The organism is Actinoallomurus sp. NPDC050550, from assembly GCF_040655075.1.
In the GTDB taxonomy this organism is placed as follows: Bacteria; Actinomycetota; Actinomycetes; order Streptosporangiales; family Streptosporangiaceae; genus Actinoallomurus.
On record NZ_JBFAJC010000005.1, the window covers coordinates 363864 to 377586 of the forward strand.

At 72.1% G+C, this 13723-nt stretch carries 11 protein-coding genes; 4 read left to right on the top strand and 7 right to left on the bottom strand.

Translation table 11 applies throughout. The features are described from left to right. Nucleotides 1-13 precede the first annotated feature (13 nt). The gene (locus AB0I04_RS10075) at nucleotides 14-1198 is read right to left on the bottom strand and encodes an acyl-CoA dehydrogenase family protein (protein WP_360881689.1); all 1185 of its coding nucleotides are present in this window, start codon (nucleotides 1196-1198) and stop codon (nucleotides 14-16) included. A gap of 61 nt (nucleotides 1199-1259) precedes the next feature. Here AB0I04_RS10075 and AB0I04_RS10080 point away from each other — a divergent pair, with 61 nt between their 5' ends. Genes AB0I04_RS10080 through AB0I04_RS10090 form a run of 3 tightly spaced genes read left to right on the top strand, consistent with a single transcriptional unit; the run spans nucleotide 1260 to nucleotide 3990 of the window. Next, entirely contained in the window at nucleotides 1260-2447 is a 1188-nt protein-coding gene (locus tag AB0I04_RS10080) for a thiolase family protein (RefSeq protein WP_360881691.1), read from the top strand. Nucleotides 2448-2470: 23 nt separating this feature from the next. Beyond that, nucleotides 2471-3235: an SDR family NAD(P)-dependent oxidoreductase gene (locus tag AB0I04_RS10085; protein WP_360881693.1), complete on the top strand. Its 765-nt coding sequence runs from the start codon at nucleotides 2471-2473 to the stop codon at nucleotides 3233-3235. After that, the gene (locus AB0I04_RS10090) at nucleotides 3232-3990 is read left to right on the top strand and encodes a crotonase/enoyl-CoA hydratase family protein (RefSeq protein WP_360881695.1); all 759 of its coding nucleotides are present in this window, start codon (nucleotides 3232-3234) and stop codon (nucleotides 3988-3990) included. Before AB0I04_RS10085 ends, AB0I04_RS10090 begins: the two co-directional genes overlap by 4 nt. Nucleotides 3991-4107: 117 nt before the next feature. On the opposite strand, the gene AB0I04_RS10095 is transcribed toward AB0I04_RS10090, so the two are convergent. Continuing rightward, nucleotides 4108-4869: an FCD domain-containing protein gene (locus tag AB0I04_RS10095; RefSeq protein ID WP_360881697.1), complete on the bottom strand. Its 762-nt coding sequence runs from the start codon at nucleotides 4867-4869 to the stop codon at nucleotides 4108-4110. Between the two features lie 174 nt (nucleotides 4870-5043). Continuing rightward, nucleotides 5044-6603, bottom strand: coding sequence for an amidase (locus AB0I04_RS10100; protein WP_360881699.1), 1560 nt, complete (start codon nucleotides 6601-6603; stop codon nucleotides 5044-5046). A 436-nt stretch (nucleotides 6604-7039) separates the two neighbouring features. Here AB0I04_RS10100 and AB0I04_RS10105 point away from each other — a divergent pair, with 436 nt between their 5' ends. Beyond that, nucleotides 7040-9022 carry a protein kinase gene (locus tag AB0I04_RS10105; RefSeq protein WP_360881701.1) on the top strand — a complete coding sequence of 661 codons (1983 nt, stop codon included), beginning with the start codon at nucleotides 7040-7042 and terminating at the stop codon, nucleotides 9020-9022. A gap of 104 nt (nucleotides 9023-9126) precedes the next feature. Here AB0I04_RS10105 and AB0I04_RS10110 read toward each other — a convergent pair whose 3' ends face one another. The 4 genes from AB0I04_RS10110 to AB0I04_RS10125 form a co-directional block, all read right to left on the bottom strand. Further along, nucleotides 9127-10371 (bottom strand): SpoIIE family protein phosphatase, encoded by a 1245-nt coding sequence (locus AB0I04_RS10110; protein WP_360881703.1) that lies wholly within the window; start codon nucleotides 10369-10371, stop codon nucleotides 9127-9129. A 108-nt stretch (nucleotides 10372-10479) separates the two neighbouring features. Then, on the bottom strand, nucleotides 10480-11325 hold the full coding sequence (locus tag AB0I04_RS10115) for a hypothetical protein (RefSeq protein ID WP_360881705.1): 846 nt from the start codon (nucleotides 11323-11325) through the stop codon (nucleotides 10480-10482). Nucleotides 11326-11441: 116 nt separating this feature from the next. After that, nucleotides 11442-12218 carry an ABC transporter ATP-binding protein gene (locus tag AB0I04_RS10120; protein ID WP_360881768.1) on the bottom strand — a complete coding sequence of 259 codons (777 nt, stop codon included), beginning with the start codon at nucleotides 12216-12218 and terminating at the stop codon, nucleotides 11442-11444. Nucleotides 12219-12676: 458 nt separating this feature from the next. Next, complete coding sequence (locus AB0I04_RS10125; RefSeq protein WP_360881707.1) at nucleotides 12677-13717, bottom strand: iron chelate uptake ABC transporter family permease subunit; 1041 nt, start codon at nucleotides 13715-13717, stop codon at nucleotides 12677-12679. Nucleotides 13718-13723 lie beyond the last annotated feature (6 nt).

Here is a 13723-nt window from a genome sequence, read left to right on the forward strand (position 1 = left end):
GGCGGGCCGCGCGTCAGCTTCGCTGATCGAAGGTGCGGCCCAGCAGCTCGGAGACGATCCGGGTGCGCTGCATCGTCGGCGTGCCTCCGGCCAGCGCCCAGCCGTGCGCGTCGCGATGCAGCCGCTCGATGCCGTACTCCTCGGTGTAGCCGTTGCCTCCGTGCAGCTGGATGGCCAGGTCGGTCACCCGCTTGGCGGTCTCGTTGGCGGTGCACTTGGCGATGGACACCTCCAGGGGCGAGGGCAGGCCGCGCCCGGCGCCCCGGGCCGTGCGGTGCACCAGCAGCCGCGCGGCCTCCACCTGCATGACCATGTCCGCGACGGTCATCTGGGTGGCCTGGAACTCGATGATCGGCTTGCCGAACGCCTTCCGCTCCTGCACGTAGGCGACCGTGCGGTCGAGCGCCGCCTGCGCGATCGCCAGGCTCATCGTGGCGTTGCCGAGGCGCTCCAGCGAGAACCCGGTGAACAGGTCGCGGAACCGCCCGGCGGGAACGAGCAGGTTGGCGACCGGCACCCGGACGTCGTCGAAGAACACGTCACAGGAGGGGATGCCGCGGAAGCCCATCAGCCGCTCCTGGGCGCCGTACGAGACGCCGGGGGTGCCGGCGTCGACGACCAGTGCGCCGATGCCCCGGGCGCCGGGCGCGTCCGACATCCGGGCGTACAGCAGGTACTGGTCGGCGTGGCCGCCGCCGGAGATCCAGCGTTTGGCCCCGTTCACGCGGAAGTGGTCGCCGTCGAGGACCGCCGAGGTCGTCATGTCGGTGGCGGCCGAGCCGGCGTCCGGCTCGGAGATCGCCACGGCCATCGTCGCGTCCCCGCGAATGATCGGGGGAAGGTAGCGAGCGCGCAGGTCGTCGCCGCCTAGCAGGTTGACGACCGTCGCGGGGCCGGTGTTGCACTCGAACACCTGGAAGGCGGCCGGGCGGCACTCCTTGGCGAGCTCCTCGATCACCACGAGGGCGTCGAGGACCGGAGCGCCGGACCCGCCGAACTCCTCGGGCAGCGTGATGCCGAGCAGGCCCAGGTCGCCGAGCCTGCGGCGTTCCTCGGCCGGGAGCGGCGTGCGCTCGGCGTCCCAGCCGGCGGCCAGCGGGGCGTAGTGCTCACGGGCCAGGTCGCGTGCCATCGCGCGGATCTGCCGCTGTTGGTCGGAGAGGTCGGCGTCCTGTGGGCTGTCGATCACTGCGGACATAGATTTCATGATATTGGTATGCATAGTTAGACCGTCAAGACTGGCTGAGGAGGCCGGCATCATGTCCGCAGCCGTCATCGTCGACGCGGTGCGCTCGCCCATGGGCCGGGGTAAGCCCGGCGGCGCGCTCGCCGGGGTCCATCCCGTCGGCCTGCTCGCCCAGGTGCTCACCGCGCTGGTCGAGCGCACCGGCCTGGACCCCGGCACCGTCGACGACGTCCTCGTCGGCTGCGTGGGCCAGGCCGGCGAGCAGTCGGCCACGCCCGGCCGGCAGGCGTGGCTCGCGGCGGGCTTCCCCGAGCACGTCCCGTCGGTGACGATCGAGCGCAAGTGCGGCTCGGGCCAGCAGGCGCTCGACTTCGCCGTCCAGGGCGTCGCAGCCGGCGCGTACGACATCGTGATCGCCGCAGGCGTCGAGTCGATGAGCCGGGTGCCGATGGGCTCGGCCCGGATGGGCGCGGATCCCTTCGGACCCGATGTCCTCGCGCGATACGCCCCGGGCCCGGTCCCGCAGGGCGTGGCGGCCGAGCTCGTCGCGGACAAGTGGGGGCTGACGCGGGAGGCGCTCGATGCGTACGCCGTGCGCTCCCACACGCGCGCCGCGCACGCCGCCGCCTCGGGCGCCTTCGACCGTGAGATCATGCCGATCACGACGGCGGACGGCGTCGTGTCCGCCGACGAGACCATCCGGCCGGGCTCGACCGCCGAGCGGCTCGCCGCCCTCCCGCCCGCCTTCGCGGGTTCCGAACACGCCGCCCGCTTCCCGAGCCTCGACTGGAAGATCACCGCGGGCAACTCCTCCCAGCTCACCGACGGCGCCGCCGCGATGCTCGTCATGAGCGAGGAGCGGGCCACGGCGCTCGGCCGCACACCGCGGGGCCGGGTCGTCGCCTCGGCGGTCCGCGGCGACGACCCGGTGCTCATGCTCACCGGCCCCATCCCCGCGACGCGCAGGCTGCTGCGGCGCTGCGGCCTGTCGCTCGACGACGTGGCCGCCGCCGAGGTCAACGAGGCGTTCGCCTGCGTCCCGCTCGCCTGGCAGGCCGAGTTCGGCCTCGACGACGACCGGCTCAACCCGCGGGGCGGCGCGATCGCGCTCGGACATCCGCTCGGCGCCTCCGGCATCCGGCTGGCGACCACGCTCCTCGGTTTCCTCGAGGACACCGGCGGGCGCTACGGCCTGCAGACCATGTGCGAGGCGGGCGGCATGGCCAACGCCCTGATCCTGGAGAACCTCGGCGCCCGCTGAGCGCCCGGACGTGGAAGGACATCATGGACGTCACATCGGGATCGGCCGTCGTCACGGGCGGGGCGTCAGGACTCGGGCTCGCGACCGCCCGGCGGCTGGTGGGCGCGGGAGTGCCCACCGTGCTGCTGGACCTGCCCCAGTCCGACGGCGCGGCGATCGCCGCGGGCCTGGGCGACAAGACCCGCTTCGTCCCCGCCGACGTCACCGACCCCACCGGGGTGAGCGCCGCGCTGGACGCCGCTGAGGAGCTGGCGCCGCTGCGTACGCTGGTGCACTGCGCGGGGCGCGGCGGCGCCCTGCGGATCGTGGACTCGGCCGGTGAACCCGGCTCGCTCGAGCTGTACGAGTCCGTGGTGCGGGTCAACCTCATCGGCACCTTCAACACCCTGCGACTCGCGGCCGCGCGGATGGCCCGCAACGAGCCGGTCGAGGACGAGCGCGGCGTCTGCGTGCTCACCGCCTCCGTCGCCGCGTGGGAGGGGCAGATCGGCCAGCTCCCCTACGCCTCGGCCAAGGCGGGCATCGTCGGGATGACCATCGTGGCCGCCCGGGATCTGGCCTCGAAACTGATCCGCGTCTGCACGATCGCGCCCGGCCTGTTCGACACCCCGATCCTGGCGCGGCTCCCGGAGAAGGTACGGGACTCGCTCGCGACGATGGCGCCGCATCCGCGCCGGCTCGGCGCTCCGGACGAGTACGCGCGGCTGGCCCTGCAGATCGTGGACAATCCGATGCTGAACGGCGAGACGATCCGGCTGGACGGCGCGATCCGGATGCAGGCCCGGTGAGCGTCCGGACCGAGTGCGAGGACGCCGTCCTCGTCGTCACCATCGACCGGCCGGACGTCCGCAACGCCATCGACACCGCCACCGCCGAGGCGATCGGGGCCGCGATGGCACGGCTCGACGAGGACGACTCGCTCTTCGCGGGCGTCCTGACCGGGGCGGGCGGCACGTTCTGCGCCGGAATGGACCTCAAGGCGTTCCTCGCCGGGGAGCGCCCGGCGGTGCCGGGCCGCGGTTTCGCCGGCCTGGTCGAGGCGCCGCCGGCCAAGCCCCTCATCGCCGCCGTCGAGGGCTACGCGCTGGCCGGCGGGTTCGAGATCGCCCTGGCCTGCGACCTGATCGTCGCCGCCGACGACGCGTGGTTCGGCCTGCCGGAGGTCCGCCGTGGCCTGATGGCCGGGGGCGGCGGGCTGCTGCGACTCCCCCGGAAGGTTCCCCTCGGGAAGGCCACCGAATGGGCGCTCACGGGTGATCGGATCAGTGCCGCCGAGGCGCACGACGCGGGGCTCGTCAACCGGCTGACGCCCCACGGAGAGGCCCTGACCGAGGCGAAGGCCCTCGCCGCTCGGATCGCCGCCAACGGCCCGCTGGGCGTACGGGCCACCAAGCGCGTCCTGTACGAGAGCGGCCAGTGGCCGGCCGACGAGGCGTTCGCTCGGCAGAACGAGATCTACGAGCCCGTACGGTCGTCAGAGGACGCACGCGAGGGCGCGACCGCGTTCACCGAGAAGCGCTCCCCGGTGTGGCGCGGCCGCTGAGCGGTCTCCGACGAGGCACCGGGCGATCTCCTCAGTGACGCAGCCGCCCGGGCGATCTCCGGCCCCGGCCTCCGGGCCGGGACGCCGGGCCGAGACGCCGCCGGGCCGGGCTCGCGCCTATCGCCAGTCGACGACCTCGTTGACGAGGTGCGGGTGGCGCCGGCGTACGAAGTCGGCGTACTCCTGCATGTGCTGGCGCATGAGACGCTCGGCCTCGGCGGCCCGGCCCTTGGCGATGGCCCGGGCGATCGCCTGGTGCGCGGCCATGACCTCGTCGCGCCGCTCCCGGGGGAACAGCAGCCCGCTGACCTGGTCGTGGAAGATGTGCTCCAGCGACAGGGTCACCAGGTTGAGGATCGGGTTGCCGGACATCGAGGCGACCCGCTGGTGGAAGTCGTGAGTAGCGGCGAAGTACGCGCGTTCGTCGTCCAGCACGGACGGGTCGTCCGCGTCGGCGAGCCGTTTCTCCAGCGAGGGGTCGTTCCGCTGGGCCGCGATCCGCGCCATCATCGGCTCCAGCACGAGCCGCGCGTCCATCAGCTCGCCGAAGGTGACCCCGCCCAGGTGGTAGAAGAGGGTGGACATCCGGCCGTAGTCGCGGGTGCCGACCTCGATGAGCATCGGGCCGCCGTGCCGCCCCGGCTTCATCGTGATGAGTCCGTGCACCTCGAGGATGCGCAGGGCCTCCCGCAGCGAACCGCGCCCGACGCCGTACTCTTCGATCATCTCGGCCTCGGACGGCAGGACGGTGCCGGGCTCGAGCTTACGGGCGACGATCTCGCGGACGATCTCCTGGGCCAGCGACTCGGCGACCTTGGTCCCTCGCTTGATCCGCTTGCGGGGAGCCGCGTCCTCGTCCATGCCCCAAGACATCATCATGATGATAAGGATACGGATACCGGCGTACGCCACGGCGCGATCGGCGCAACAGGCCGGTGTGGATCACGCTCGCCCGGCTCGGCGGCCCGCTCTTCCTCATCGGAGACGAAGTTCCGCTCGCGGGTGGCGTACGCACACAGCTCCTCGTCCTCGACGGACACCCGGTAGTACGCCCTACTTCGGTGCCTGGAAGCCGCCGATCTTCTGCTCGAGCAGTTCGGCCAGCCGCAGCGGGGTGCGGTCCTCGAACATCGGACCGATGAGCTGCACTCCCACCGGCAGACCCTCGGGGGACCGGCCCGCCGGTATGGCGGTGGCGGGTAGGCCCGGCATCGTGGCCAGACCGGCCCAGACGAGCTGGTCGAAGTACGGGTACTCGACGCCGTCGATGTCGATCCGGCGTTCCCTCGGATCGGGGTTGTGGTCGTGCGGGAACGCGGGAGTGGGCGTGATCGGACACACCACGGCGTCGAACTCGGCGAAGAACTGCCGCCAGCCGTGGCGGTGGAGCTCGCGACGGTTGTCCGCCTCGATCCAGTCGCGGTGACTGAACACCATGCCGCGCAGCATCGCCGCGTCGAGACTCTGGTCGTCCGCGCTCAGTCCGGCGGCGCGGGTCCGCAGCTGCTCGTACGCTTCGACGGGAAAACGCGCAACGGAGCCCGAAAACAGCAACTGCCTGTAGAGCGTCGCGGCTTCGGCCAGATCGGGCAGCAGCGGACTGTGCCGTTCGACGCGGGCGCCGCCGTCGACAAGCGCGTCGGCCACCCGGTTCACGCCGGCCCGCACAGCGGACGCGGTCGGAATGAACGGATGCTCGTCGAGGACCAGGACCCGGAAGCCGCTCAGCCGCTCGTGACGTGCGGGCGGCAGCGTCAGGTCGTACGCCACACCGAGCGTCAGCGGGTCCGGTCCGGCCATGACGTCGAGCAGGAGCGTGAGGTCGCGGGCGGTGCGCGCCATCGGGCCGACGACGGCGAGGTCGCGGTCGGCCGGCAATGCCGGCGCGGGCGGCGGGACCATACCGCGGCTCGCCACCAGCCCGAGTGTCGGCTTGTGCGCGTAGACACCGCAGAAATGCGCGGGGGTGCGCAACGAACCGGCGAGGTCGGAACCGATGGACAGCGCGCCGAACCCGGACGCCAGGGCCGCCGCCGATCCACCGGAGGACCCACCCGACGTGCGAGCGTGATCCCACGGGTTGTTGGTGATGCCGTAGATCTCGTTGAAGCTCTGGATATCTTGCAGCCCCAAGGGCACATTGGTCTTACCGAGCACCACCGCCCCGGCGGCCTTGAGCCGCGATACCTGTACCGCGTCCTCGGCCGGCACATAGTCCCGGTACTGCGGCATGCCCCAGGTCGTGGGCAGCCCGGCGATGTTGTAGGACTCCTTGACCGTCACCGGAATACCGAGCAGCGGCCGATCCTCACCGCGGGCGCGTGCCTGGTCGGCACCGCGCGCGGCGGCCCGCGCGCGGTCGAAGTCCGGCACACAGATCGCGTTGATCGCCTTGTCGTCCCGCTCGATACGGGCGATCGCCTCGTCGGTCAGTTCCGCCGAGGTCACTTCACCGGCACGCATGGCAGCCGCGAGTTCTTCTGCAGTCTGAAATGTCCACTCCATGAATCCGGACCGTACCGGCCTCTGGAACAGGCCATAAAATGCCGCTTCACACAACTCCGACCACCGACAATTCGCCCGACCGCAGGCGATGGCGACGCGCGGCGGCATCGGTGTCGGCCTGGGAGTTCAGGAGATTTTCATCGGACACCCGCGTGTACTTCGCGAGGCCGCGAAACCGACGTATCCCCGGAGCCGGTGTGGACGCGCCCTTCTCCGCAGCGCGGGTCGACCGCGAGTGGCGTAGGCCGTGAGGGCGCAGGACGCCGAGTTGGCGGTCGTGGTCTGTGACTTCCGCGTCGTGGATGATGCCGATCTCGCCGACGATGGTGTTGATCGACCGGGGTGAGAGTCGGCCGCCGGGGCGGCGGGACCCGATCGAGACAGCGGCCGGGAACAAGACCTCGCTTAGCTCATCGGCGTCATCGGACCGTCCGTGCTGCAGGCAGTCGGCGATGGTGTGGCGGGCGTCGCGGATCTTTTCCTGAAATGATCTGGACCGGTGATGTTAGACACCAGCGTTCTTCTGAAATGAGGGTACGTTTCGATGGATCCGCTGCAGCCGGGCGACCCGCGCCAGGTTGGGCCATACCGGCTGACCGGGCGGCTGGGCGCGGGCGGGATGGGTCAGGTGTTCTTGGGGGTTTCCCCCGGCGGCCGGAAGGTCGCGGTGAAGGTGATCCGGGCCGAGCACGCTTCCAGTCCCCAGTTTCGGGCGCGGTTCGCCCGGGAGGTGCAGGCCGCGAAACGGGTGGGTGGGTTTCATACCGCGCCGGTGGTCGATGCCGACCCCGATGCCGAATCGCCGTGGCTGGTGACCGCGTTCATTCCCGGTCGGTCCCTGCACCAAGTGGTCACCGAGCAGGGCCCACTGGAACCGGGTGCGGTGCGCGGGCTGGGGGCGGGCCTGGCCGAGGGACTGGCCGCGATCCACGCCTGCGGAGTGGTGCACCGGGATCTGAAACCGGGCAATGTGATCATGGCCGAGGACGGACCGCGGATCATCGACTTCGGCATCGCCCGGCCGGCCGACGCCAGCTCCCTGACCTCGACCGGCGTGGTCATCGGCACGTTCGCCTACATGTCCCCCGAACAGGTGCACGGCGAGCGGGCCGGACCGGCCAGCGACGTGTTCTCACTGGGGTGCCTGCTGATCTTCGCCGCCACCGGGCAGGGCCCGTTCGACGCCGCGACCATTCCCGCGATCGTGCACCGCATCATCAACGAGAAGCCCCGCCTGGACGGCATCACCGGCGACCTCCGCGAGCTGGTTGGCGCATGCCTGGCCAAAACCCCCACCGACCGTCCGGGAGTTGAGGAGATCCTCAGCCGGCTCGCCACCGGAGCCAGCCCCACCTTCACGGCACCGGCGACGAAAGCGCAGACGACGCCACCGGCCGATCGGCCCGTCACCGCAGGTGAGCCGACCACAAACCAGCTGGCCCGGCCGCCACATCATCAACCACCGGCACCGACGGCCACCCCCACCCGGCCGCTCGCCGATGACGATGGCACCGGGCCGATCGACCCGACGCGGACAGCACCCCCCACGCCCACCCCGTTCCCTCGACGCACCCTCATCCTCGGCGCGCTCGGCGCAGCCGGCCTCGCGGCCGTCTCCTACCCGATCATCCGCGTGCTCGAACCGGACAATCCTCCCACCGGCACCCTCACCGGCCACACCGGCCACGTCTACTCGGTGGCCTTCAGCCCCGACGGCAACACCCTGGCCAGCGGCAGTACCGACAAGACCGTACGGCTGTGGGACGTGGCGACCCGACGCACCACCGCCACCCTCACCGGCTTCACCGACGACGTCAACTCGGTGGCCTTCAGCCCCGACGGCAAGACCCTGGCCAGCGGCAGTCACGACGGGACCGTGCGGCTGTGGGATGTGGCGACCGGGCGCACCACCGCCACCCTCACCGACTCCTCCAACAGCGTCCTCTCGGTGGCGTTCAGCCCCGACGGCCGCACCCTGGCCAGCGGCAGTCGCGGCAGCACCCTACGGCTGTGGGATGTGGCGACCGGGCGCACCACCGCCACCCTCACCGACCACACCGGCGGCGTCGAATCGGTGGCGTTCAGCCCGGACGGCCACACCCTGGCCAGCGGTGGCGACGACAAGACCGTACGGCTGTGGGATGTGGCGGCCGGGCGCGCCACCGCCACCCTCACCGGCCACACCAACAGCGTCCAATCGGTGGCGTTCAGCCCGGACGGCCACACCCTGGCCAGCAGCGGCTACGACAACACCGTACGACTGTGGGACGTGACGACCGGACGCACCACCGCCACCCTCGGTCACAAGGACGTCGTCCTCTCGGTGGCGTTCAGCCCGGACGGCCGCACCTTGGCCAGCGGCGGCTTCGAGAACACCGTGCGGCTATGGGATGTGGCGACCCGACACAACACCACCACCCTCACCGGCCCCACCAACGGCGCCGACACGGTGGCGTTCAGCCCCGACGGCCACACCCTGGCCAGCAGCGGCTTCGACAACACCGTGCGGCTTTGGAAGATCCGCTGATCTGTCTTCATCATCTGGCGGCGAGCGCAGGGCCCGTGCCGGGCACGCCGGGAAGCTCGTGCGGGCGGCCAGCCCGATCTTCCTTCACCTGCTCCGGGAGCGCCTCACAGGCGGACGACGACGAGGGCGATGTCGTCGCCGGCGCCGCAGGAGACCTCGAGATCGGACAGGACGGCGTCGGCCAGCCGTTCCGGGGCGAGCGTGCGGTGACGGACGAGGCTGTCGGCGAGCCGATCCAGGCCCGCGTCGATGTCCTCGCCACGGCGTTCGACGAGGCCATCGGTGTAGAGGGCGAGAACACTCCCCTCCTCGTACGCCCGGGTGGCCTGGAGCCTCGGGATGTGGTCGGGCCGCGCGCCCAGCGGCGGATCAGTGGCCTGGTCGAGGAGTTCGACGCCCCGGCCGGGGCACGCCAGCATGGGCGGGAGATGCCCCGCGCAGCTGTAGTCGACCGTGTGGGCGTCCCGGTCGATGACGGTCTGGACGGCGGTCGTCGCCAGCGCCCCATCGACGTAGCGGGCGTAGAGGCCGAGGATGTTCAGTGCCTCGGCGGGCCCGTCCACGGTACGGATCGTCGCGCTCAGGGCGCTGCGCAGCTGGCCCATCACGCCCGCCGCCGACAGGCCGTGGCCGACGACGTCCCCGACGGCCACCGCGAGACGGGTCACGGTCAGATCGACCAGGTCGTACCAGTCGCCGCAGACGTTCAGTGAGCCCACGGCGGGCAGGTAGCGGACGGCCGCGTCCCGGTGCTGGGACGGGATCATCCTGGGGAGCATGGACTGCTGGAGCGCCAGCGCAACCCTGCGCTCCCGGGCGTGGGCCTGCCTCAGCTGTTCGTTGAGCTCCTGCAGTTCCTTCGCGCGGGCGTACAGCTCGGCTTCCATCTCCTCTCCGCGCTCGCGCAGGTCCCGCACCCGGCCGCCGTGGATCCGGTTCCGTTCCCGGACGAAGGCGGTCACGTCCTCGACACGGTGGATCAGCAACATGACCTTTCCGTCCGGGCCCAGGACCGGCGTGTTGATCGGGCTCCAGTAGCGTTCCTCGAACACGCCGGGGCGACCGGCGACCGGGATGTCGTACTTCTGGGTCGCCATGGTGTCCCGCCGCCCCGTCGTCAGGGCCCGGCGCAGAGAGGCGCTGAGGTTGCGCGTCCCGTCGGCGGCCGGATCCGCCGGATTGTCGGGAAACGCGTCGAAGATGTACTGGCCGAGTAGGGCATCCCGCTCGCGCCGGGTCGCTTCCAGGTAGGCCTGATTGACGTCGACGATGATCAGCTCGGGTGTCAGGACCAGGCATGGGCTGGGCGCCGCGGCGAACAGGGCCCGATAATCGATGTCCCGTTCCATCACATGCTCTCTAAGTGCATGTCTTCCCCTCGATAAATCTACGGGATTTCGGATGATCAGGCATGAATCACCCTCCGGGTATCGTCCCGGATCATGCCTGGCGGCATCTCATCCCGGCGCGGATCCGTCGTCGGGGGCGAGGACCGTCAGGACTTCGGCGACCGGCCGCGGTTTCCTCGGCGTGCACGAGGCCGAGGCCTCGCCGAAGGCCGCGGTCCGCGCCGTGACCACGACCCTGCCGATCCGCAACCGGTCGACGCCCGCCGCCTTCGGGGTCCATCCGCCCGACAGGTCGCCGGTGACCGACTGGTACGCGGGCACCAGCCCGCCGGACCCCGTCACCCGGAACGCAGCGGACTCCGCGCCGGTGACGTCGACGTCGGCCGTGGCCTTCCAGGAGTCGACGGCGACCGGAGGCCGCAGACTCATCCGGGAGATGTGCAGGCCGACCCGTGTGGCCGCGTCGGCAGGGAGCCGGTTCGGCGCCGCGGTGAGCGTGCCTTCGAGGTCCACGGACCGCGTTCCCAGCAGCGGAACCGCGCACGTGTAGGTCATGGAGAAACGGTCCGCGCGCGCGTTCACCGGCGACAAGGCGACCCCGGCCACGGCGGCCCCGACCATAGGAACGCCGACGACGGCGACCCCGACCGCAGCGACTCCGGCCGCGGCGATCCCGACCGTCGCGACCCTGCCCATGGCGATCCCGGCTGCCGCGATCCGGGCCGTCGCGATCCGGGCTCTCGCGGCCCAGGCTGTCGTGACCGGGGCCGTCGCGATCCGGGCTGTCGTGACTGGGGCCGTCGCGATCCAGGCTCTCCCGGCCCGGGCTGTCGCGGCCCAGGCTCTCGCGACCCGGGCCGTCGCGACCCTCGCCGTCGCGGCCCTGCCAATGGCGGTCCCGGCCGTGGCGGCCCCGGCCACGACCGCCGAACGCCCGCCGAGCGACTTGATCATCTGGTCCCCTTTCACAGAGATCCTTCTCGGCGACGAGATCACCACGGGCGTAGGGCGGGCGGGGCCGGTGAAACGCGGCTCGACGGAATCTTTGTCCGCCGTCGACCTTGCGACTCTTACCGCCGCCGTGCGGCCGGGACGACCAGCGGCGTGCCGGTCTCCGGATCGTCGATCACCCGGCACGGCAACCCGAAGACCTCCTCGACCCGCTCGGCCGTGACGACGTCGGCGGGCGGCCCCTCCGCGACGACCCGTCCGTCGCGCATGGCGATCAGGTGGTCGGCGTAGCGGGCCGCGTGATTCAGGTCGTGCAGCACGGCGACCAGGGTGCGGCCCTGCTCCCGGTGCAGCCGCGCGCACAGGTCGAGGACGTCGATCTGGTGGGAGATGTCCAGGTAGGTCGTCGGCTCATCGAGCAGGAGGAGCGGGGTCTCCTGGGCGAGAGCCATCGCGATCCAGACGCGCTGCCGCTGGCCGCCGGACAGCTCGTCCACGTAGGCGTCGGCCAGATCGGCCACGCCGGTGGCGGCCATCGACTCCTGGACGACGCGCTCGTCGTCGCGCGACCACTGGCGGAACAGCCCCTGGTGCGGATGACGGCCGCGCCCGACGAGATCGGCGACCGTGATGCCGTCCGGAGCGATCGACGACTGCGGCAGCAGGCCGAGCGTCCTGGCCACCGCCCGGGTGGGGCGGGCATGGATGTCCTGACCGTCCAGCAGGACGGTGCCCGAGCGGGGTTTGAGCATCCGGGCGAGGGCGCGCAGCAAGGTGGACTTGCCGCAGGCGTTCGGTCCCACGACGACCGTGAAGGAGCGGTCGGGGATGGCCACGGTGAGCCCTTCGGCGACCGTCCGGCGCTCGTACGCGAGGGTCAGCCCCCGCCCCAGCAGCCTCGGCGCGCCGCCTCCGGCCCCGCCCGTTCCGCATCCCGCGCCCGCGCCAGCCCCGCCCGCGTCGTCCCTGCTCGTGCCGTCCCTGCTCGTGCCGTCCCTGCTCGTGCCGTCCCTGCTCGTGCCGTCCCTGCTCGTGCCGGAGCCCGTGCTCACGCCGCGTCCGTCCGCCTCGGATATCGCGCCGGCACCGGGTCCGGCCGCCTCGGATGCCGTGCCCGCGCCGGGTCCGCCCGCTCCAGATACCGCGCCCGCACCGGATCCGCCCGCTCCGGACACCGTGCCCGCGCCGTCCCCGCTCGTGCCGGAGCCCGCGCCAGCGCCCTGTCCGGCCACTCCGGATGCCGCGCCCGCGCCGCGTCCCGCCGCCTCGGATGCGGTGTCCGCTCCGTGTTCGCGTTCGCGCGTCCCGTCGTGTCCCACGTTCCCTGCTTCCGTTGTCGAGGTGTCCGAGGTCTTCACAGCCGCCCCGTACGGCGGCGGGCGGCGAGCAGTCCGACCAGGTACGCGCCGCCGAGCACGCCGGTCACCACGCCGACGGGCAGTTGGTGGCCGGGGATCAGCCGCTGGGCGGCGAGGTCGGCGGTGACCAGGAGGGCCGCGCCCGTGCACAGCGAGGGCAGCAGGTTCGGGCCCGGGTCGCGGGTCAGCCGCCGGGAGAGTTGCGGGGCGGTCAGGGCGACGAACGCCACCGGGCCGGTGGCCGCGGCGGCCAGCGCGCTGAGCAGGACGGCGGCGGCCAGCAGCACCAACCGCACCGCGTCCACTCTGACGCCGAGCGCCGTTGCCGCGTCGTCGCCCATCTCCAGGATCCGCAGCCCCCGGGCGCAGCCGAGCAGCACCACCGGCACGACGACGACCATCGCCGCCAGCAGCGGGGCGAGGTCGCCCCAGCCGCGCCCGTCCAGCGTGCCGGTCAGCCACAGGATGGCGCGCGCTGCGTCGGGGATGTTCGCGCGGGTCAGCAGGTAGCCGTTGATACCGGTCAGGATCGCGTAGACGCCGATGCCGACCAGGACGAGCCGGTTGCCGTGCAGACCATCACGCCAGGCCAGCAGGTAGATCACCACTCCGGTGACCAGTCCCCCGGCCACCGCCCCGCCCGCCAGGACGAACCCGCCACCGCCGATAACGACGATCACGGTCAGGGCCCCGGCCGCCGCGCCCTGAGTGAACCCGAGGAGGTCGGGGCTGCCCAGCGGGTTGCGGGCCAGGGCCTGAAACGCGGCGCCCGACAGCGCCAGCGCCCCGCCGGCCAGCAGCGCCGTGAGCACCCGCGGCAGCCGTACCTGCTCGACGATGAAGGTGTCGGCGGGGGTGCCCTGACCGAGGAGCGTGCGGACGACAGCCGCCGGGCTCATCGGATAGTCACCGCCGCCGATGGCGAAGACGGCGACGACCAGGGCTACGAGGGCGCATGCCACGCCGACGGCCACGGGGCGCGGCCGCAGCCGTACGGAGAACCCGCCGGCGGTCCGGAGGACGGTGGCCCGGGTCACGCGCCG

Coding starts and splice junctions, on each gene's coding strand:
- AB0I04_RS10105 (WP_360881701.1), top strand. CDS start 7,040: ATGGATCCGCTGCAGCCGGGCGACCCGCGCCAGGTTGGGCCATACCGG.
- AB0I04_RS10115 (WP_360881705.1), bottom strand. CDS start 11,325: ATGATCAAGTCGCTCGGCGGGCGTTCGGCGGTCGTGGCCGGGGCCGCC.
- AB0I04_RS10100 (WP_360881699.1), bottom strand. CDS start 6,603: ATGCCGCCGCGCGTCGCCATCGCCTGCGGTCGGGCGAATTGTCGGTGG.
- AB0I04_RS10095 (WP_360881697.1), bottom strand. CDS start 4,869: ATGATGATGTCTTGGGGCATGGACGAGGACGCGGCTCCCCGCAAGCGG.
- AB0I04_RS10085 (WP_360881693.1), top strand. CDS start 2,471: ATGGACGTCACATCGGGATCGGCCGTCGTCACGGGCGGGGCGTCAGGA.
- AB0I04_RS10080 (WP_360881691.1), top strand. CDS start 1,260: ATGTCCGCAGCCGTCATCGTCGACGCGGTGCGCTCGCCCATGGGCCGG.
- AB0I04_RS10075 (WP_360881689.1), bottom strand. CDS start 1,198: ATGTCCGCAGTGATCGACAGCCCACAGGACGCCGACCTCTCCGACCAA.
- AB0I04_RS10110 (WP_360881703.1), bottom strand. CDS start 10,371: ATGGAACGGGACATCGATTATCGGGCCCTGTTCGCCGCGGCGCCCAGC.